Annotated in this window: 19 protein-coding genes; 10 read left to right on the forward strand and 9 right to left on the reverse strand. The window is 42.3% G+C overall.

The genetic code is table 11. From position 1 onward, the window contains the following. Positions 1–43: 43 nt before the first annotated feature. The 3 genes from sppA to PGR74_RS09455 are packed head-to-tail and all read left to right on the forward strand — an operon-like array spanning position 44 to position 3713. A complete protein-coding gene (sppA, locus tag PGR74_RS09445; protein ID WP_041502830.1) occupies positions 44–1837 on the forward strand; it encodes a signal peptide peptidase SppA in 1794 nt (597 codons plus the stop codon). Between the two features lie 39 nt (positions 1838–1876). Beyond that, entirely contained in the window at positions 1877–2926 is a 1050-nt protein-coding gene (gene lpxK, locus PGR74_RS09450; protein WP_316929907.1) for a tetraacyldisaccharide 4'-kinase, read from the forward strand. Next, the gene (locus PGR74_RS09455; protein ID WP_041502828.1) at positions 2901–3713 is read left to right on the forward strand and encodes a purine-nucleoside phosphorylase; all 813 of its coding nucleotides are present in this window, start codon (positions 2901–2903) and stop codon (positions 3711–3713) included. The genes lpxK and PGR74_RS09455 overlap by 26 nt, the downstream gene beginning before the upstream one ends. A gap of 19 nt (positions 3714–3732) precedes the next feature. Here the strand turns inward: PGR74_RS09455 and PGR74_RS09460 are convergent, their stop codons facing one another. Both PGR74_RS09460 and pgeF read right to left on the reverse strand, forming a co-directional pair. After that, a complete protein-coding gene (locus tag PGR74_RS09460) occupies positions 3733–4233 on the reverse strand; it encodes a 3'-5' exonuclease (protein WP_041502827.1) in 501 nt (166 codons plus the stop codon). 18 nt (positions 4234–4251) lie between these two features. After that, positions 4252–5076: a peptidoglycan editing factor PgeF gene (gene pgeF, locus PGR74_RS09465; protein ID WP_041502826.1), complete on the reverse strand. Its 825-nt coding sequence runs from the start codon at positions 5074–5076 to the stop codon at positions 4252–4254. 111 nt (positions 5077–5187) lie between these two features. On the opposite strand from pgeF, the gene PGR74_RS09470 reads away from it, so the two are divergent. Together PGR74_RS09470 and PGR74_RS09475 are read left to right on the forward strand one after the other, a co-directional pair. Further along, positions 5188–5934: a Fic family protein gene (locus PGR74_RS09470; protein ID WP_041502825.1), complete on the forward strand. Its 747-nt coding sequence runs from the start codon at positions 5188–5190 to the stop codon at positions 5932–5934. A 242-nt stretch (positions 5935–6176) separates the two neighbouring features. Next, complete coding sequence (locus PGR74_RS09475; RefSeq protein ID WP_041502824.1) at positions 6177–6440, forward strand: type B 50S ribosomal protein L31; 264 nt, start codon at positions 6177–6179, stop codon at positions 6438–6440. A 55-nt stretch (positions 6441–6495) separates the two neighbouring features. Here PGR74_RS09475 and PGR74_RS09480 read toward each other — a convergent pair whose 3' ends face one another. Continuing rightward, positions 6496–7689, reverse strand: a complete 1194-nt coding sequence (locus tag PGR74_RS09480) for a GlmU family protein (RefSeq protein WP_041502823.1) — start codon at positions 7687–7689, stop codon at positions 6496–6498. A 223-nt stretch (positions 7690–7912) separates the two neighbouring features. Between PGR74_RS09480 and lon the strand changes: the two genes are divergently transcribed. Then, a complete protein-coding gene (gene lon / locus PGR74_RS09485; protein WP_041502822.1) occupies positions 7913–10327 on the forward strand; it encodes an endopeptidase La in 2415 nt (804 codons plus the stop codon). Between the two features lie 53 nt (positions 10328–10380). On the opposite strand, the gene PGR74_RS09490 is transcribed toward lon, so the two are convergent. Together PGR74_RS09490 and PGR74_RS09495 are read right to left on the reverse strand one after the other, a co-directional pair. Continuing rightward, positions 10381–11514, reverse strand: a complete 1134-nt coding sequence (locus PGR74_RS09490; protein ID WP_041502821.1) for an AI-2E family transporter — start codon at positions 11512–11514, stop codon at positions 10381–10383. Between the two features lie 151 nt (positions 11515–11665). Further along, entirely contained in the window at positions 11666–11992 is a 327-nt protein-coding gene (locus PGR74_RS09495) for a hypothetical protein (RefSeq protein ID WP_041505534.1), read from the reverse strand. 212 nt (positions 11993–12204) lie between these two features. On the opposite strand from PGR74_RS09495, the gene PGR74_RS09500 reads away from it, so the two are divergent. From PGR74_RS09500 to PGR74_RS09510, 3 genes are all read left to right on the forward strand, one after another. Beyond that, positions 12205–12414, forward strand: a complete 210-nt coding sequence (locus PGR74_RS09500; RefSeq protein WP_041502819.1) for a DUF4492 domain-containing protein — start codon at positions 12205–12207, stop codon at positions 12412–12414. A 4-nt stretch (positions 12415–12418) separates the two neighbouring features. Further along, positions 12419–13969, forward strand: a complete 1551-nt coding sequence (locus tag PGR74_RS09505) for a cytochrome ubiquinol oxidase subunit I (RefSeq protein ID WP_041502818.1) — start codon at positions 12419–12421, stop codon at positions 13967–13969. Positions 13970–14069: 100 nt separating this feature from the next. Further along, the gene (locus tag PGR74_RS09510) at positions 14070–15188 is read left to right on the forward strand and encodes a cytochrome d ubiquinol oxidase subunit II (protein WP_041502817.1); all 1119 of its coding nucleotides are present in this window, start codon (positions 14070–14072) and stop codon (positions 15186–15188) included. 107 nt (positions 15189–15295) lie between these two features. Here the strand turns inward: PGR74_RS09510 and PGR74_RS09515 are convergent, their stop codons facing one another. The 3 genes from PGR74_RS09515 to trxA form a co-directional block, all read right to left on the reverse strand. Next, positions 15296–16711 (reverse strand): amidophosphoribosyltransferase, encoded by a 1416-nt coding sequence (locus PGR74_RS09515; RefSeq protein WP_041502816.1) that lies wholly within the window; start codon positions 16709–16711, stop codon positions 15296–15298. A gap of 113 nt (positions 16712–16824) precedes the next feature. Then, positions 16825–18474 carry a SulP family inorganic anion transporter gene (locus PGR74_RS09520; RefSeq protein ID WP_041502815.1) on the reverse strand — a complete coding sequence of 550 codons (1650 nt, stop codon included), beginning with the start codon at positions 18472–18474 and terminating at the stop codon, positions 16825–16827. Between the two features lie 153 nt (positions 18475–18627). Beyond that, complete coding sequence (gene trxA / locus PGR74_RS09525) at positions 18628–18981, reverse strand: thioredoxin (RefSeq protein ID WP_041502814.1); 354 nt, start codon at positions 18979–18981, stop codon at positions 18628–18630. 102 nt (positions 18982–19083) lie between these two features. Here trxA and PGR74_RS09530 point away from each other — a divergent pair, with 102 nt between their 5' ends. Beyond that, entirely contained in the window at positions 19084–19458 is a 375-nt protein-coding gene (locus PGR74_RS09530) for a YccF domain-containing protein (RefSeq protein ID WP_041502813.1), read from the forward strand. Positions 19459–19530: 72 nt separating this feature from the next. On the opposite strand, the gene PGR74_RS09535 is transcribed toward PGR74_RS09530, so the two are convergent. Further along, complete coding sequence (locus PGR74_RS09535) at positions 19531–20037, reverse strand: TlpA family protein disulfide reductase (protein WP_041502812.1); 507 nt, start codon at positions 20035–20037, stop codon at positions 19531–19533. Positions 20038–20143 lie beyond the last annotated feature (106 nt).

Raw genomic sequence — 20143 nt, forward strand, 5'->3', positions numbered from 1 at the left:
ACATATTGCTGCACAAATAAGATTAATCTTTAAAAAAAACAGTATGAGAAGCTTCTTAAAGTATACATTAGCAACAATCGTCGGTATCGTCATCGTACATATTTTTTTCTTTTTTATACTTATCGGGATGATCGGTGCCATTGCCAGTATGTCGACCACGACCGTTACCATCAAAGACAATACGATATTAAAACTCTCCTTACAACATGCCATACCCGACAAAGCATCGGATAATCCGATTGAAAATTTCGATTTCAAATCGTTGACCCCCAGCAAACTGATGGGACTGAACAACATATTGAAAAGTATTTATCAAGCGGCCGGAGACAGCCGGATCGCCGGTATTTATATGGATCTTACCGAAATCAACTCGAACTTCGGTGGATTGGGAAGTATAGAAGAAATACGTAATGCCTTAATAGATTTCAAAAAAAGCGGAAAATTTATTTATAGTTATTCCAATCTGGGATATTCGCAAAAAAGTTATTATTTGGCATCCGTCGCCGATAGCCTTTTTGTCAATCCGGAAGCCCCGCTCTTACTGACCGGAATGAGCGCAGAAGTCGCATTCTATAAAGATCTGCTGAAAAAAATAGGAGTAAAACCGGAGGTCATCCGAGTGGGTAAGTTCAAAGCCGCCGTAGAACCGTTTATGGACGATCACATGAGTGAGGCTAACCGGGAACAAATACAAACCTACTTGAACTCGTTATGGAATACTCAAATACAAGGAATATCCGAAGCCCGGCATATTCCGGTGGAGAAAATCAATCGACTGACCGACAACTTCCGGGTATACACGACACAAGAGTTCGAGCAAGAAGGCTTTTTCGACGGGACGATATACGAGGACGAGATGTTGAATAAACTGAAAAGGGCCTGCGGACAGGAAGCCAACCAAAAAGTAGAGATAGCCTCATTACCGGATTATTTCAAAAGTTTAGCTCCTAACCTCGACTTCACGGCCGACAAAATAGCTGTCATTTATGCCCAGGGAGAGATCGGTTTCGAACAAAACTCAAACACGATCGGGCCGGAGTTAGCCAAAACGATCCGAAATGCCAGAGAAGACCAAAGCATCAAAGCCATCGTTTTGAGAGTAAATTCCCCGGGAGGAAGTGCCTTAACTTCCGAAATCATCTGGAGGGAAGTCAAATTAGCCGCCAACGCCAAACCATTCATTGTTTCCATGGGCAACGTCGCGGCCTCCGGAGGCTATTACATCTCATGCGCCGCCGACACGATCGTCGCCGACCCGATGACATTAACGGGCTCCATCGGTATTTTCGGACTTCTATTCAACGGTGAAGAACTGATAAAGGATAAATTAGGTATCTCTACCAACGTCGTAAAAACCAACGAACACAGCGACTTCGGAGGCGGTTATCCCCTTCCTCTTCCCGTAAGCTCCAGGCCACTTACCTCTTACGAAAGAAACGTTATGCAAAATTATATTAACCGGGGATATGATACCTTTTTAAGTCGGGTTAGCGAAGGACGCCACATGAGTAAAGAGGCGGTCGATGAAATCGCCCAGGGGAGAGTCTGGACGGGTACCGATGCCCTCAGCATCGGGTTAGTCGATATTCTCGGCGGTTTGGACGATGCCATACGCATTGCAGCCGACAAGATAAAATCAACTCAATACCAAATCGTAGAACTGCCAACGAGTAGAAATCCGATAGAAGAGTTGATTTTAAATCTTTCGGAGACAGTAAAGAACCAAATCATAAAATCCGAATTAGGGGCATACTACGAACTGTATACGACCCAAAAAACATGGTTAAGTATACAAGGAGCCGTCGCACGTATCCCTTACAACGTATCATTCAACTGAAACAGTAAGGTTCAATTACTAACTTTAAAAATCTGCATAGTGGTTAAATATCTTGTCCTATGGCCTTTAAGCATACTTTACGGATTAGGCGTAAGTATCAGGAACCGTTTGTTTAATCTGGGTCTTCTCGAGTCAAAAGAGTTCGATGTTCCCATCATCTGTATCGGTAATATCACGATCGGAGGCACGGGAAAAACACCCCACACGGAATCCATCATTAACGTACTCCAGAAAGACCATCGCGTAGCCTGTTTAAGCCGGGGATACAAGCGCAAAACATCTGGATACATATTGGCGACAGAAAATTCCACGGCAGACGAAATCGGAGACGAACCCAAGCAAATAAAAAATAAATTTCCGGATATCACGGTTGCCGTCGATGCCGACCGAGTCAGAGGGGTGAAAAAACTACAACAATTACCCAATCCTCCGGATATCATTATTCTTGACGACGGATTTCAACACCGATACGTGAAAGCGGATATCAATATCCTGTTGATCGATTATAACCGTCCTATTTATAAGGATCATCTCCTTCCCTTGGGACGGTTACGCGAACATCACAGCGCTTTGGAACGGGCCAATTATGTCATCATCACCAAATGTCCCTCCAATATCACTCCGATAGAAAAAAGAATCATCTATAAAAATCTGAAGCTAAAAGCTTATCAGGAACTGCTGTTTACCACCATGAAATACGGGGACATTACCCCGTTGGACGGCAAGAGTAAATACCTAAAAAATAATAATAGCGTCGTCTTATGCGTTACGGGGATCGCACAACCGGGCCCCTATCAGGAACATTTGAAAACGCTTTTCGGACAGGTCTCTTTTTTAACTTTTCCGGATCATCATCGTTTCACGAACAACGACATACAGAAAATCATTCAGGAATTCAATAAAATGGATCAACCGGACAAGTACATTTTCACAACGGAAAAAGACGCAACCCGCTTGGTTTCATACGAGTTTCCCGATGAAATTAGGGAACGTATGTTTTATATACCTATCGAACCTGAATTTTTAACTTCCAAAGATCAACTCATCAAAAATATACACAACTATGCTAAGCAAAATAAAAGAAAGTAAAGATTTTATCTATCCTTTTTTAGACGGAGAATATTCGATAGGTATCATCCTTGGTACGGGCTTAGGAGAACTCGGAAAATCCATTAAAATAAAACAGGCTATCCCTTACGCGGAAATCCCCAACTTTCCGGTATCGACAGTCGAAGGGCATCAAGGTAAACTGTTGATCGGCCAATTCGGTAATAAAAACGTGATCGCCATGCAGGGACGCTTTCACTTCTACGAAGGATACAGCATGAAGGAAGTTACTTTTCCCGTGAGAGTGATGCACGCCTTAGGGGTGAAAACATTGTTCGTTTCCAATGCGGCAGGCGGAGTAAACACCAACTACCTGGTAGGAGACCTCATGATCATAAAAGACCATATCAATCTCTTCCCGGAACATCCGTTACGGGGAAAAAACATGGAGGAGCTGGGCCCTCGCTTCCCGGGCATGACCGAGGCTTACAGTAAAAGATTAATCTATTTGGCGGAAGAGGTCGGCAAGAAACTGAATATTAAACTACAAAAAGGTGTATACGCCGGCTTGCAAGGGCCTTCTTTCGAGACACCAGCAGAATATAACTGGATAAGAGTCATCGGAGGAGATGCCGTGGGCATGTCTACGGTACCTGAGATTATTGTAGCCCGACATATGAATATGGAATGTTTCGGTATATCGGTAATCACCAATAGTACAGCTAACGAAGAGCTGATAAAGACAAATCACGAAGAGGTGCAAGACGTGGGCAATCATGCACAACCCCGAATGACTGCAATTTTCCGGGAAATGATCAACCAATTATAATAAAATGACGGTAATACCGTCATTTTTTATAATTCTCCAATTGCAACATGATTTGAGCAGCTCCCCGGGCATCGCTCAGCGCTTCATGGTGATTTAACGCTATTCCGAAATAATCACACACCGTGTTCAAACGATAATTCGGTAACTCTTTTATATATCTCCGGGTTAACTGATAGGTACAATAATGTTGGGGTAAACGGGTATAAATATCAGCTCTCTCCAAACAGGCTTTCAATACCCGCATATCGAAACTCGCGTTATGGGCCACCAACGCATCCGTGTCCAAAAAAGAGGCAATCTCTCCCCAAAGCTCTTCAAATAAAGGAGCATCCGCAACCTGCTCGGGGGTGATTCCATGTATATCTATAAACTTCCGGTAAAAAAAGTAAGGCTCAGGCTTTATCAAACGGAAAAATTCATTTACGATTTTTCCGTTTCGTACCTGAACCAGACCGATAGCGCATGCACTTGTCGGGTAACGATTGGCAGTTTCAAAATCAATAGCCGTAAAATCTAACATGAATACCGTAAATTCCCGTCAACACTTTTTCTTCATCATTATTCCAGCCCCGAAGCGCCCGGTATCTCCCCGGTCTCCCCGGTAAGAGAAAAAACGATCCCGATTACAAACCGTACAAATACGGGCTACTTCAATATAACCGGAACATAAACCGGCCTCCGTCAACTCCCTGCGATTAGCTTCCCACAAATCGAAATTGTATTTCCCATGATTTTCCCCCGACTCTACCAAGTCTTCCCAGCGATTCAAATTTTTCCGGACGATCTCGACGACCTCTTCGCCCACTTCAAAACAACACTTCCCGATAGAAGGTCCTATGCCGGCTCTTATGTCTTTAGGATTACATCCGAACTCTTTTTCCATCCGGGCGACGACCCGAGAGGTAATCTTCCCCACCGTTCCCCGCCATCCAGCATGAATCGCCGCAATCACGCACCTCTCCGTATCGTAAAGTAAAATAGGTACGCAATCGGCGGCTAACACCATCAAACAAACCTCCGGTAAAGCAGTAATCAAGGCATCTGTCTCCGGCAAACGGGTTTCCCGTTCTCTTCCCCCGCACCCGATGCTATTTTCAAGCACGACCTCGACATGGGTCGTATGTTTTTGTTCCCCGGTCGTCAACGTCGATAAATCCACTCCTACTTCCGACAATAACAGTTGTCGATTCTTCAATACATTCTCTCTCTTATCCTCCTCTGTAAAACCGATATTTAAAGAAGACTGCCCTCCACGACTGACACCACCTTCACGACCGGAAATAAAATGCACAAGACGAGAACAACTCCCCAATCCCGTAAACCGATAAACAGGTATATTATTATGAATACTCCTCTTCAGCATAAATAACTCTTTTAGGCGGCAAAGTTATAAAAACACCCCAAGAAAAACTCACGAAAACATAACAATTTCTCTTTGGAGAACGTACTTATCACAAACTAAAAAGTAAGAAAAATGTGGCAAGAATTATGTAAAATGAGGGCTGAATACCTCGATAAATATAACATTAAAGCTCAAGGCTATCCCTCTCGTTTAGTGGAAACATTACTCTACGAGATTGCCAGATTAGAAGGAATTACAGTTAAAAAGCAAGATTTTCTGGATGTTCTCAACGAAAAAAATACCCCGGAACGAATAACCGAATGGGACATTTACAGAATAAAAGATTTGGAATCCGCCTTTTTGTATCTTGTCAGATGTTCCAAACAACAGAAAAAATTTTCTTCGGAATTTGTACGGGATGTCAGCGCCTTGGTAATGAAACACACGGGAAAAGAGGAGACAACCACCGTCGGCCGATACGATACGTCACTGGGTGATTTCCGCTTGGGAGAAGAGTACTACGAGGAAGGAGTGCTCTCCGATTATACTCAAATTCCGGATATGCTTGACAAATTATGCAAGAAAGTTAATGAAGAGTTGGATCAGGTGCACGATATCATGACGGTAAAATTAGGAGCCCGTTTCCACTATCGCTTCCTGCACATCAAACCGTTCGGAGAGGGAAATATCGAGGTGGCCTTGCTGTTGATGAACTACATCCAAATGTTATTTAACGAACCGCTCATCGTTATTCCGGGAGAGGATAAAGCCAAATACCTTTCAGCTTTAAAGATGCAAAAAGACAAACCTACACCCGAAATCTTCGAGGAGTTTGTTGGTAAAGAATTACTCGAGTCTCTACAAAAGGAATTATCTTAAAGAGGAGCATATTGATAAGCAAAACCGTTCGAAGGCGGAAGTGGATAAACCCATTTTCCGCCTTCGATTATTATAAACGGATCAACGACAAGTATCCCGACTTTTATTCCGTATTCGTCCGAACGAATTCAGGAACTTTTCAAAGAGATAAAAAAAAGTCAATGAAATTCTTTGTGATTTATAATGAATGGACTATCTTTGCTGGCCGTTAAAGTAGAAACAAATTTAAAATTATATACGAGATGAAAAAGGGCATACATCCTGAAAATTACAGATTAGTAGCATTTAAAGATATGTCTAACGGAATGACTACTATTACCAAGTCAACAGCCGCAACAAGAGAGACTATTGAAATTGATGGAGTAGAATATCCTCTGATTAAGATGGAAATTTCCAACTCTTCACACCCGTTTTATACCGGTAAAATCAAATTGATCGACACCGCAGGACGTGTCGATAAATTCATGAACCGTTATAAATCACACATGGAAAACAGAAAAAAATAATCGTTCAGATACGATATAAAAAAGTCGCTTATTTTTTAATAAGCGACTTTTTTTACTATTTAAACGTCCTGAATTCACGGGTATCTTCGAAGACTCGATCGATAATACGTTTTTCCACGTCATCGAAAACTTTTCCCCGTCTTTTCATCACAGCTTCTGCCGTAACCGTAAATTGACGCATTTGATGCTCTACAAAACCGGAAGCCCCTCCCCAGGAAAAAGAAGGGATAAAATTCCTCGGAAAATCGGAACCGAAAATGTTAGCCCCGACACCTACAACGGTTCCCGTATTAATCATCGTATTGATTCCCATTTTCGAATGATCCCCCATGATTAAACCGCAAAACTGCAAACCCGTTTTCCGAAAATGCCGGGTGTCGTAATCCCACAGCTTAACCTCTACATACGTGTTCTTCAAATTGGAATTATTCGTATCCGCACCCAAATTACACCACTCGCCTATAACCGAATTTCCCAAAAAACCATCATGCGCTTTATTGGAATACCCGATAAACACGACATTATTCAATTCCCCGCCGCATTTGCAGTAAGGCCCCAAAGTCGTTGCTCCATAGACCTTCGCTCCCATATTTAATACAGCATGCTCACACATGGCCAATGGCCCCCGGATCAATACTCCCTCCATGATTTCCGCTTCCTTACCTATGTACACCGGTCCGCCGTCCGTATTAATCGTCGCGTACCGGACAACAGCCCCCTCTTCCAAAAAGACAGGATACTTTCCGTGTACCCGTACGCTATCTTCCAAAATAGCGCTCTTTCTCCCCTTTGTCAACAAATCGAAATCAAGAAGTAATTCCCCGGCATTATAAGCAAAAACATGGTAAGGATAAATTATCCTCGTGCATTCTCCCGAATATTCCAGGGAACGGAACGCGGCGAACTCCTCTTTTCTTAACCTATCAGCCACCTGTTTACCGCCTCGCACGGCAATCACGACTCCCTGTTCTCCGAGCAACAAATCATTCGATTCCAAACGACGAACAGCAGCAACCAGGTCCGCGTTTGCACATACGGAGGCATTTATCCACAAATTATCATCCTCCGTCCGCAAGGGATATTTCTCCTGAAGATAATCACTTGTTAAATAGGAAACGGAGTTATTCAACCTTCTTTCCCACTTCTCTCTGAGCGTGAGAATACCTACCCGAATCTCGGAAACCGGACGGGTCAAGGTAAGAGGCCTTAACGTACTCCAACTTTTATCATCAAATAAAATGGTATTCATTCGTATTGTCTAATTATTCTATGACAAAAATAACAATTGCTTCCATTACTTCCCGTATTACAGGAAAAAATCTTTGGCACAGGAATTGCCCTGTATAGAATCGTCTCAATTCAAATGAATCGTTGACAAAATGTCAGTCATTCGTTTTTATCACAAACGAGACAGAAGGTGAAGAGGAGTGTAAATACAAAAAACAACTAAAAAGGAAGATAAGGAGATCATAATGAACGAAATAAACTTAGACGACATACTATCGGAAAATATACAGGAAGAACATCAGGACTTATTACAGATATTAGGAGATGAAAAAGAATTGCTGAACGATTCGATCAATATACCTGACACACTGCCAATATTACCGCTTCGGAACACCGTGTTGTTCCCGGGTGTAATTATTCCCATCAATATCGGCAGGGAAAAATCCCTGAAACTGATCAAATATGCTTACAAACAAAGCGCCATGATCGGGGTGATCGCCCAAAAAGACACCAACACGGAAAACCCGGCACAAAGCGACCTGTATTCTATCGGTACCGCCGCATCCGTTTTGAAAATATTAGAGATGCCGGATGGAACAACAACGGCAATCATTCAGGGGAAAAGAAGATTCCAGTTGGAGGATATCCTGTACGATGAGCCCTATCACGTGGGGAAAATTATAGTAAAAACGGAAGAAGTTCTATCTAAAAACGATGAAGAATACAATGCTATTTCCGACTCGTTGAAAGAGATGGCTATGAAAATCGTAAAGTATTCCAGCAATATTCCCAATGAAGCCGGCTTCGCGTTGAAAAACATCGAAAGCATGCTTTTCCTGATCAATTTTATCTCATCCAATACGGACATTGACTATCGAAACAAACAGGAACTGCTGGAGATTGACAGCATAAAAGAACGGGCGATAAAACTGTTGGAATTGCTGAGTAAACAGGTCAGCATTTTAGAGTTGAAGAATGATATCCAGAAAAAAGTAAAATTCGATCTGGATAAGCAACAACGGGAATATTTCCTGCATCAGCAAATGAAGACCATTCAGAACGAATTGGGTGGGAATTCCGTTGATGATGATATTCAGGAACTGGAAGAAGCAGCCAAAAAGAAAGATTGGGGGAAAAACATCCAGGAATTCTTTGAAAAAGAACTACAGAAATTACGAAGACAGAATCCTTCCATGCCGGATTATTCCGTGCAACTGAATTATTTGAAAGAATTAACCGAGTTACCGTGGAACCACTATTCGGAAGATAACTTCGACTTGCAGAAGGCTTCGGAAATATTAGACAGCGATCACTACGGCCTGGAAAAAGTAAAAGAACGAATCCTCGAATACTTAGCCGTATTGAAATTAAAGGGAGACATGAAATCTCCGATCATCTGTCTGTACGGCCCCCCGGGAGTAGGAAAAACTTCTTTAGGAAAATCCGTAGCCAGGGCTTTAAACCGGGAATTCGTCAGGATGTCGTTAGGAGGACTGCACGATGAATCGGAAATCCGCGGGCACCGTCGTACCTACATCGGAGCCATGCCTGGACGGATCATTCAGGGAATAAAAAAAGCCGGGACCTCAAATCCCGTGTTCATTTTGGACGAGATCGACAAAGTCGGACAGGACTTTAGAGGAGACCCCCAATCCGCCCTCTTGGAAGTATTGGATCCGGAACAAAATTCAACTTTCCACGACAACTACTTAGACGTGGATTACGATCTGTCCAAAGTGATGTTTATCGCAACGGCAAATGATATTTCCACCATAGCTCCGCCTCTACGCGACCGAATGGAGATGATCGAGGTTAGTGGTTATCTGATGGAGGAAAAAATTGAAATTGCCAAACGGCATTTGATCCCGAAACAGTTAACCAATCACGGGGTAAAAGCAGAAGAGGTAGAATTTAGCGATACTATTTTAAATTACATCATCGATAAGTATACCCGGGAATCCGGAGTACGCAATCTGGATAAAACATTAGCTAAAATTATGCGTCAGGTGGCCAAACACGTCGCCCTTGATCCCACTTTCTCGATAAAGCTCTCCAAAGAAAGCGTAAAAGAATACCTGGGGACTCCCATATTCACGCGAGAAGAGTACCAAGGGAACGAGTTGCCGGGTGTCGTTACGGGATTGGCATGGACAGCTGTCGGTGGAGAAATCCTTTATATCGAATCCAGTATCAGCAAAGGGAAAGGGATGTTAACCATGACCGGCAGCTTGGGAGAAGTCATGAAAGAATCCGCCACCTTGGCCTTAGAATATATTAAATCGCACGCGGAAGAATTAAACATAGACACCGCATCTATCGAAGAGCATAATATCCATATACATGTTCCTGCCGGAGCTGTCCCTAAAGATGGCCCTTCCGCCGGAATTACCATGGTAACCTCTTTAGCGTCTTCCCTCACGGGAAGAAAAGTAAAAAAAGCGTTAGCTATGACCGGAGAGATTACTCTTCGCGGCAAAGTGTTACCCGTCGGAGGAATCCGCGAAAAAATCTTAGCCGCCAAACGAGCCGGTATTAAAGAAGTCATCCTGTGCCACGAGAACAAAAAAGACATCGATGAAATAAAGAAAGAATATATCAAAGGTATTAAATTCCATTTCGTCGATCATATACGGGAAGTTTTACAAATTGCCTTACTCTAAAATAGAAACGGCCTTTCCGGGTGGAAAGGCCGTTCTTATTTCTTCACGACTCTTTACCCCTCCTCATGTCGCACTCCATTTTCATCATTCAATCCCTTCGTAAGAGTCTTCACTAACTTATATTTATTGAAAAATTCACCAAGAATCACCCTCAAAACCGTATAACCCGGAATCGCCAATATCATACCCGGAATACCGGCAATGCTACCGGCTATCAAAATCACAAGAAAGATCTCCAACGGATGGGCATGGACACTGTTCCCGTATATCAAAGGCTGCAATACCGTGTTATCAATCAATTGAGTAACAGAGAACACAATCGCCATGTATACAAGTAAAGGAAACAGCGCCGTATAAAAATCCATATCAAGATGCGTGGCTATTCCCACAACCAACCCAAAAACAGCGCCGATCAAAGGGCCGATATAAGGGATCACGTTTGTAATTCCCGTCACCAAACCGATCACCACCGCGGTATTAAATTTCAGTCCCACGATGGAAAGCCCAAGGATGTTCAATCCCATCACAATGATCACTTCGAAGATAATACCTACAAAATAACGAACGAGCAATTTCTGAATAGAATCCAACGCTTTTTTCGTTCCTTCCTCGTATTGAGTGGGTACAACAGCCAAAAGCATTCTGGAAAACAGCTTACTATCTTTCAGAAAGAAGAAAGTAATGAAAGAGATTGAAAACAGGGCGATAAAAATGCCGCTGATCGTCCCCGCCAATGAACCGAACAAATTTTTAACCCTGCTAACATCCACCAAAGAACTTAAGTTTTTCTCAATATAATCTTTTATATCCTGATCGTTATCGATAATACCAAAATGCTTCAAACCGCGCTCCGCATCCGCTAACGGAGCATCAAGCTGATTCACTATATTGGCAATGCTCAGATCACTCAACGACTGAAATTCCTGACTCGCCATAGGAATAACCGTATAAAAGAAAAGAATAAAAACCACCCATATACACACTAAGGTCACAGCAGCCTTCAATGAATCGGAAAGAGCGTATCCCCGTATTTTTATACGACCTAACAAATCTATAATCGGCCTTCCGAGAAAAGAGATCACCACAGAAACCAAAATATAGGCAATAATGGACGAAAAGTACCAACACAGAAATGCTATGATGGCTAAAATTATCCCTCCTAAAAGATATTTCCCTAAACTATTCATATCTCACTTTCCATTTATTCTATCTTTATACGAAACAAAATTAGATAAATTAATCGGTCCTTTCCCTCTTTTTACCATTTTTCCGTCATTTCGATAATGTGATGTTTACGAATAATCAACATTCCATGGCGATCTCCCGTTATTCCCGGAGCTAACCTGTAAGGCAACACAGGCTTGTTACCTTCCCTCCGGGTCGGAAATAAACAAAATTCACATTCGCACAATCCTTTTTTAAATCTTCCCCGGCGTTTTTGGTGTTTCGGTCAAATGCCTTCGTAAGAACCGACGTACCGTCATATACATCCTTTACATTCGTACCGCGGAACAATTCATCGAAAATAACAACCACACCAGAACGACGACTTACCTGGTCCACGCTCTCTCTCTTCGGGAAAAACAAACCCGATACTTTTCGCAACCCTTCCAACTGAAATATTAACATCCAACCTATAATTACCTCCGAAATCTCCCTCTTCATTGTAAATCTAAAAATTAATTACTTGATATCAAAATCTATTTACAGTCGAATTCAAGCGGTTAAGATAAACAGACCGAATCGCGAACACTTTTCCATCCTATAAAAACTATCTATCGGCACATAAATAAATATTATTAACAATAAGAATATTATATTAGAAAACATTTTTATCTTTATTACGTTTTTAAGTTATTATAAACTCATTTTCGATTATGCTGAAAAAAGTTTGGAGGTTATACTACGACGGATTTAAAAATATGCCCCGATGGGGAAGAAATCTATGGCTGATCATTTTAATCAAGCTATGTATCATGTTTTTAGTGCTCAAACTATTTTTTATGCCCAATTACTTAAATTCTAATTACGATACTTTTCAAGAAAAAAGTGATCATGTATTTGAAGAATTAACCACAAAACCTTAACATTATGTTCTTTCACCTAACAACAACTTCTTTAGTGGAATGGTCACGTTGGCAATTTGCCATGACCGCGATCTACCATTACATGTTTGTTCCGTTAACATTAGGATTAGCCTTAATGCTTGCCGTTATGGAAACCATCTGGGTTCGTACAGGAGATCAACGCTGGTTAGATGCGACTAAGTTCTGGATGAAACTTTTCGGAATCAACTTTGCTATTGGCGTAGCTACCGGCCTAATCTTAGAATTTCAGTTCGGAACCAACTGGTCGAACTACTCCTGGTTCGTGGGGGATATATTCGGGGCTCCACTCGCTATCGAGGGGATCCTCGCTTTCTTCTTGGAATCGACCTTCGTTGCCGTCATGTTCTTTGGATGGAACCGGGTCAGCAAACGTTTCCACCTGCTTTCCACATGGATGGTTTTTGTAGGGGCAAATATTTCCGCCCTGTGGATATTAGTTGCCAATGCCTGGATGCAAAATCCGGTCGGCATGGAATTTAACCCGTTGACAGCCCGGAACGAAATGGATAATTTCTGGGCCGTACTTTTATCTCCGACGGCCATAAGCAAGTTTTTCCACACGGTAACTTCCGCTTATACCCTCTCGGCCTGTTTTGTCGTGGGGATCAGCGCTTGGTTTATATTGAAAAAAAGACATCTCGAATTTGCCCGTAAAAGTATAATTTTAGCTTCCGTCTTCGGACTGATCAGTATACTTATTACCATTTATACCGGTGATTCCAGTGCTCAGGACGTGACAAAAACACAACCCATGAAATTAGCCGCAATGGAAGGCTTAAACGAAGGAGGACGAGGTGCCGGGTTAACCGTTATCGGCCTTCTGACCGATGATCCGGCACTACCGACGACTCGCATGAAAAAAGTTTCGTACGGAATCCATATCCCCCGGATGCTATCGTTTTTGGGATACCACAAAGGAGACGCCTACATTCCCGGTATTCAGAACATTCTGGACGGATACACTTCGGAAGAGGGTAAGACCTATCCTTCGATCGAACAGCGTATGGCTAACGGGCGCATGGCCATTCAGGCTTTGAAAGATTATAAGCAAGCCGTAAAAGAAAACAATCCGATTGCAGCAGACAGTACTTTAAAGTTATTCAGGGCTAACTACGCGGACTTCGGATATGGCTATCTTAATTCCCCGTACGATACGATCCCTTCTGTTCCCCTCGTATTTTACAGTTTCCGTATCATGGTGGGGTTAGGCATGTTATTCGTTCTTTTATTCGTTCTTTCACTTTGGTACGCTAAAAAAAGAAAATTCGATAAATTCAAAGTCATACCCTACCTGGCTCTCGCTTGTGTTCCTTTGGCTTACGTGGCTTCGCAATGCGGATGGATCGTTGCCGAGGTCGGACGCCAGCCTTGGGTCGTACAAAATCTTTTACCTACCAACGTGGCCGTAACTAAAATTACGTCCAACTGGGTGATAACGACGTTCTGGATGTTTGCCATACTCTTCACGATACTACTCATTGCCGAACTGAGAATCATGGGAAAACAGATTAAAAAAGGGCCGGAAACAGATTAAATGATTTAGTGATTCAATTATCGAAATCTTTAATCACAGAATCACCCAATCAGTAAATCTCAGAATTATTAAATCTAAAATTGTAAATCATAAATCGTAAATGAATATGGAATTTTTACAACATTATTGGTGGATTTTAATATCGTTACTCGGCGGATTGCTGGTATTCCTGTTATTCGTCCAAGGAGGACAAACCCTACTATACACGATAGCCAAAACAGAAGACGAACGAAATTTACTCGTCAATAGTCTTGGCCGGAAATGGGAATTCACGTTCACGACCTTAGTCGTATTCGGAGGTGCTTTTTTTGCCAGTTTCCCTCTCTTCTATTCAACGAGTTTCGGCGGAGCTTATCTCGCGTGGATGGTCGTACTTTTCTGCTTCGTCATGCAAGCCGTCTCTTACGAATACCGTAGGAAAGCGGGTAATCTATTGGGAGAAAAAACATATAATGTCTTTTTGATCATTAATGGAGTCATCGGGACCATCTGTATCGGGGCGGTAGTAGGTTCCTTCTTCACGGGTAATCCCTTTTCATTGGGAGTGATGAATGACGTAACCTGGATGAGTCCTTGGCGAGGGATAGAAGTACTATTCAACATTGCCAATCTCTGTTTGGGATTCGCCATTTTTTTCTTGGCTCGCACTTTAGCAGCCCTCTATTTTATTAATAATATCGACCATCCGACCATTTTCAACAGAAGCCGGAAACAAGTCCTTTATAACGCAGTCCCGTTTGTCGTGCTTTTGTTGGCGTTTCTTGCCATTATTTTATTAAGTAAGGGTTATGCCATCGCGGAAAACGGAGAGATCGTTCTCGTGCAATACAAATACTTCCATAATCTGATCGAGATGCCTGTCAACACGATCATTCTTTTGGTCGGAGTTGCAGGAGTCCTTTTCGGTATCGTCAAAACATTGTTCTCGGAGAAATGGAATAAAGGGATATGGTTCTCGGGCATAGGAATCGTTTTGGCTGTAATTGCCCTGTTCATTCTGGCGGGTTTCAACAACACGGCTTTCTATCCGTCGTATACCGACCTAAACTCTTCCCTAACCATATATAAGGCCTCCTCATCCCATTATACGCTGAAAGCCATGTCATATGTCTCCCTGATATCGCCTTTCGTGATCGCGTATATTTTCTATGCTTGGAGAGCATTGAATAAAAAACAGATCGATTTGAAAGATATACAGGAAGATCATCACGCGTATTAATCTTTGCAAATTGTAGATTGTAAATCGAATACCAATTTTTTTAGATTTACAATCTACAATTTACAATCTAAAATCGCCAATCCTTTTAATCATTGAATAATTATAGATTACAGATACGACGAATTGTCCCAGCAATGCGTGCAAAGATCCTCTTTCGGAATGCCGATGGCTTTTACCAGATCATCCAAACGCTGGAACTTCAACGAATCCAATCCCAAATGTTGTGCCATCACCTCCAGCATCTTTTTATATTGCACCGAATCGGGATCGGTATAAGGTTTCAGAATCTCTTCCGTCAGATCGGAGGTCCCCTCCAGATCGCGGATTACCCGACGGGTAAACAAATCGAAATTTGAGCGGGAAGATGAAAAATTCAGAAAGACACAAGGGTAAACCAACGGAGGACAAGCGATCCGCATATGTATCTCTTTCACCCCGCATTCCCGCAATTTGACGACATTATCCTTCAACTGAGTGCCGCGAACAATAGAGTCATCCAAAAATAAAATCCTGGCTCCTTTTGTAAAAGCCTCGTTCGGCAACAATTTCATCTTAGCGACCAAATCCCGCATACTTTGATTTTGCGGCATAAAACTACGCGGCCACGTGGGCGTGTACTTCACGAAAGGACGCTTGTACGGAATCTTCCGGGCATTGGAATAACCTATGGCATGGCCTACTCCGGAATCAGGGATACCTGCCGCAAAATCTACCTCCACGTTATCATGCGCGGCAATAGCGGCCCCGCAGCGATAACGGGCATCCTCCACGTTAATTCCCTCGTAATATGAAGAGGGATAGCCGTAGTATACCCAAAGAAAAGAACAAATCTGTTTCCTGCAACCCGGTGTTGTCACCTGAGTAATACCGTCCCGACTGATTTGTATCGCTTCCTTAGGTTCTAAATCCCGTACAATCGTGTAACCTAAATTGGTAAAAGAAGAACTTTCACTCGCCACCACATAACCGTTATCGTTCTTTCCCAAAATAATCGGGGTACGACCATACTTATCCCGGGCGGCATAAATTCCGGTTTCCGTCAAAATCAAAAAAGAACAGGACCCCTTTACCCGGTTATACACGTTCTCAATTCCTTCTTTGAACGTGTTTCCCGTATTAATAAGCATGGCCACCGCTTCCGTTTGGTTGACGGTAGAGCTCGAAAGCTCTGCAAAATGCTTCTTTTCACTCAAAAAACATTTTTCAATCTCATCCAAATTATCTATCCTCCCCACAACTACAACGGAAAAACGTCCCAAATGGGAAATCACCGTAATCGGCTGAGATTCCATATCGCTAATTACCCCGATCCCCAAAGAAGAACCCTTGAATTTATCCAACTCCGGCTCGAACTTATTCCGGAAATAGGCACTTTCCAAACTATGGATAGAACGGGTAAACTCCTGCCCGTTGTAAAAAGCCATTCCGGCTCTCTTCGTTCCTAAATGAGAATGATAGTCCGTGCCGTAAAAAACATCAGCAACACACTCTTTGCGAGAAACGCACCCAAAAAATCCACTCATAAATTATCGTCATAAATTAATTCGTACGCAAAATTATAATAATTTTCGAAGAGAAAATAAGATTGCGATAAAAGAAAAAGCCGTTCTGGTTTTTGTCCCGAACGGCTTTTCCGTTATTTTGCCTCAACCATTGCAAGAGCGGCTTTCAGAGCAAGATCAAATTTAGGATAAATTTGTTCTTCCCCTATCTGCCGTCCGATACCGTTTTTAAGTAAATCTTTTCTTACCTGCTCATTTACCCCGGACAATATAATCCGTGTTCCCTCTTTCGTCAGTTGAGATATCGTTTCCGTTAAATTTTTCAAAGCAGTCGTATCCACGAAAGGCACATGCCTCATCCGGATAATCAATACCTGATAACGGACTCCCATCATCCGGATCGTCTCACAATAAGTCTTGGCCGAACCGAAAAAGAACGGGCCGCTAATCTCGTATATCCCTACACCGGAAGGAATATCTTTATAATTCTCCAAAACATCCTGATCCATATTTCCCGTTCCGGTAATATCCCTCGGGGCATTATCAGCCATACGCTTCATAAACAACAAGGCCGCTAAAACCACACCGATCTCGATGGCAACGGTCAGATCGACCAAAACAGTTAAAAAGAAGGTTACCAAAAGTATGACTATATCGAAATAGGAGGCTTTCAATACGGAACGGAAAGACCGCCACTCACTCATATTATAAGAAACGACAATTAATATTCCCGCCAAACAAGACATCGGAATCAAAGAGGCCCATTTTCCGAAAAAAAGCATGATCAATAGTAAAACCACTGCATGTATCATCCCCGCCACCGGAGTCCGTCCCCCGTTTTTCACATTGGTAGCCGTACGGGCAATAGCACCCGTGGCCGGAATGCCCCCGAACAGAGGAGCCACGATATTGGCCGCCCCTTGGGCGATCAATTCCGTATTGGATCGGTGATGTCCCCCGATCATACCGTCGGCCACCACGGCCGAAAGCAACGATTCAATAGCTCCCAAAATAGCGATCGTAAAAGCCGGTTGCACGTAATGAGCCAAATTAGCGAAATCCAATGAAGGAATCGTCGGGGCAAAGTTACAAGAAATCTCGCCATACAAGGTTCCGATTGTCGTCACCGGAAGAGAAAAAATGGCGACCACAGGTGTAACGAGCAGTATAGCCACAAAAGAACCCGGAATTTTAGTAGTCAATTTCGGCATGTATACCGCTATTAAAACGGTCACGACCGTTATGATGACAGCATACCAGTTGATCGTATGTATATGATCGATATAACAGGCCCATTTCCCGACAAAACCGCTCGGAACATCCGTTAATGTAAGTCCCAAAGCATTGGATATCTGGGTCGAAAAAATAACCACCGCAATACCGGAAGTAAAACCGACAATCAACGGATGAGGTATAAATTTAAGCAGCGTCCCCAGCCGCAACATCCCGAACCCGATCATAATGATTCCGGCCAACATGGTGGCAATAATCATCCCGTCCATACCGTAATCATTCACGATGCCGTAAACGATCACGATGAATGCACCCGTCGGTCCCCCGATTTGTACCCGGCTACCACCCAAGAAAGAAATAATAAATCCAGCGATAATGGCAGTCATCACCCCCTTTTCCGGAGAAACACCGGAAGCCACGGCAAAAGCGATGGCTAACGGCAAAGCCACAATCCCGACAACAATACCCGCTAAAACATCTTTCGACAAGTTCTTTTTGACAGAACCATCTTTAATCAATCCGAATAATTTCGGATCAAACACTTTTTCCATATCAAATACCCTTTAATAAAAACGCACAAAGGTAAAAAAATAAATACATTTGAAGGTATTTGAAATAAAGAATCATAAAAATCCGAAGAGAAGCCTTTTACAGCTTCTCTTCGGGATCTTCGGTATAATGTAACAAATAAATCTTCTAAGTTATTATAAATTAAAAACTTTCTGAAACAACTCCTTAAACTGAGCTTTCGACATCGCACCGCTCGCCACTTGAGGTTGAGCATCCACCGGAACGAACATCAACGTCGGAATACTGCGAATATTAAAAGCAGCGGCCAATTCATTCTCAATATCACTATCTACCTTATAAAAATCTATCTTATCCTTGTACTCCTCCTGCAATTCGTCCAATATCGGGGCTATAGCCTTACAAGGTCCGCACCAGGTTGCGTAAAAATCAACCAAAACAGGGTGCTTTCCTTTAAACTCATACGATTCTTTATTTTGATAATCAAACACTTTTTGTTTAAAACTATCCTTTGTCAAATGCTCTATCATATCCCTCTGTTTTTAAATACATGATCTATTCTCTACAAATGATACGTTTCCCTGCCAAAATTGTTACCTTTATTTTATTTTTGCCTTCTAAAAACAAACGTTATGAAAATCTTGGGAAATATTATTTGGATCGTTTTCGGCGGATTGGTTATCGCGTTGGAATATTTTACCTCAAGCGTAATACTTTTTATCACCATCATCGGAATTCCTTTCGGGCTGCAAACCCTTAAATTAGGCGTATTGGCCCTCTGGCCATTCGGTAGTCAAGTTATAGACATTCCCCATAGTAACGGATGCCTGTCCCTTCTCATGAATATCATTTGGTTTTTCATCGGCGGCATATGGATATGCCTTTCACATCTTTGTTGGGGCATTGTTTTTTGTTTAACGATTATCGGTATACCTTTCGGGCTACAACATTTCAAATTGGCCGGATTAGCACTTTCCCCCTTCGGTCACGAAATTATAAACAAGTAAAAAAGGGATTGCCCTACAAGCAATCCCTCCATAAAAACAAAGCCCATTTTGATACATCCCAAAGGCTTCTTTCTATTTTATTCCTTTCAAAGCTTCCAAAGTTTTCAATGTTGCCGGATCAGAAGGACGAGTCATATCGAGATTCAATATTTTCCCCTCCTTATCCAACAGGATAAAACGAGGGATCGTCCGTACCCGATAAGCATTCATAAAAGCCCGGTCGCCACCTGTATGCAACTGAACACCGCCTAACTTCTGATCTTTCACCATCTTTTCCCAATCCGCTTTATTCTGATCGCATGAGATACTCACGAAAACAATATTCTTATCATGCATCTTTTTCTCCAACTCTTTCAAATGCGGCAACTCCTGCCGGCAAGGCGGACACCAAGTAGCCCAAATATCAATGTAAACATACTTGCCCTTCAAATCGCTTAAAGAAACCTCTTTTCCATTGATATCATAGTATTTGAACACGGGAGAGACATCTCCTGCCTTCAACTCTTTTTTCTCTTGAGCCCCGACCGTAGTGAAAAACAAACATGCACATAAACATGCCAATAAATATCTCAATGCCATACTTTTCTATTTTAGCGTTTTAAAATGATAGTCAAATTTAAATCATTTACGGCAAAAACCGATCACATTCAACGGATTTAAGATAGATTTAATACTTCCGTTTCTC

It is taken from the genome of Sanguibacteroides sp. AM78-02pH3A (assembly GCF_027666085.1).
Lineage (GTDB): Bacteria > Bacteroidota > Bacteroidia > Bacteroidales > Marinifilaceae > Gabonibacter > Gabonibacter massiliensis.

Excerpts from the sequence above, each read along its gene's own strand:
- PGR74_RS09515 (WP_041502816.1), bottom strand. The coding sequence starts at position 16,711 with ATGAGTGGATTTTTTGGGTGCGTTTCTCGCAAAGAGTGTGTTGCTGAT.
- PGR74_RS09480 (WP_041502823.1), bottom strand. The coding sequence starts at position 7,689 with ATGAATACCATTTTATTTGATGATAAAAGTTGGAGTACGTTAAGGCCT.
- PGR74_RS09535 (WP_041502812.1), bottom strand. The coding sequence starts at position 20,037 with ATGGCATTGAGATATTTATTGGCATGTTTATGTGCATGTTTGTTTTTC.
- pgeF (WP_041502826.1), bottom strand. The coding sequence starts at position 5,076 with ATGCTGAAGAGGAGTATTCATAATAATATACCTGTTTATCGGTTTACG.
- PGR74_RS09500 (WP_041502819.1), top strand. The coding sequence starts at position 12,205 with ATGCTGAAAAAAGTTTGGAGGTTATACTACGACGGATTTAAAAATATG.
- PGR74_RS09475 (WP_041502824.1), top strand. The coding sequence starts at position 6,177 with ATGAAAAAGGGCATACATCCTGAAAATTACAGATTAGTAGCATTTAAA.
- lon (WP_041502822.1), top strand. The coding sequence starts at position 7,913 with ATGAACGAAATAAACTTAGACGACATACTATCGGAAAATATACAGGAA.
- PGR74_RS09455 (WP_041502828.1), top strand. The coding sequence starts at position 2,901 with ATGCTAAGCAAAATAAAAGAAAGTAAAGATTTTATCTATCCTTTTTTA.
- PGR74_RS09510 (WP_041502817.1), top strand. The coding sequence starts at position 14,070 with ATGAATATGGAATTTTTACAACATTATTGGTGGATTTTAATATCGTTA.
- trxA (WP_041502814.1), bottom strand. The coding sequence starts at position 18,981 with ATGATAGAGCATTTGACAAAGGATAGTTTTAAACAAAAAGTGTTTGAT.
- sppA (WP_041502830.1), top strand. The coding sequence starts at position 44 with ATGAGAAGCTTCTTAAAGTATACATTAGCAACAATCGTCGGTATCGTC.
- PGR74_RS09470 (WP_041502825.1), top strand. The coding sequence starts at position 5,188 with ATGTGGCAAGAATTATGTAAAATGAGGGCTGAATACCTCGATAAATAT.
- PGR74_RS09490 (WP_041502821.1), bottom strand. The coding sequence starts at position 11,514 with ATGAATAGTTTAGGGAAATATCTTTTAGGAGGGATAATTTTAGCCATC.
- PGR74_RS09530 (WP_041502813.1), top strand. The coding sequence starts at position 19,084 with ATGAAAATCTTGGGAAATATTATTTGGATCGTTTTCGGCGGATTGGTT.
- PGR74_RS09520 (WP_041502815.1), bottom strand. The coding sequence starts at position 18,474 with ATGGAAAAAGTGTTTGATCCGAAATTATTCGGATTGATTAAAGATGGT.
- PGR74_RS09460 (WP_041502827.1), bottom strand. The coding sequence starts at position 4,233 with ATGTTAGATTTTACGGCTATTGATTTTGAAACTGCCAATCGTTACCCG.
- PGR74_RS09495 (WP_041505534.1), bottom strand. The coding sequence starts at position 11,992 with ATGAAGAGGGAGATTTCGGAGGTAATTATAGGTTGGATGTTAATATTT.
- PGR74_RS09505 (WP_041502818.1), top strand. The coding sequence starts at position 12,419 with ATGTTCTTTCACCTAACAACAACTTCTTTAGTGGAATGGTCACGTTGG.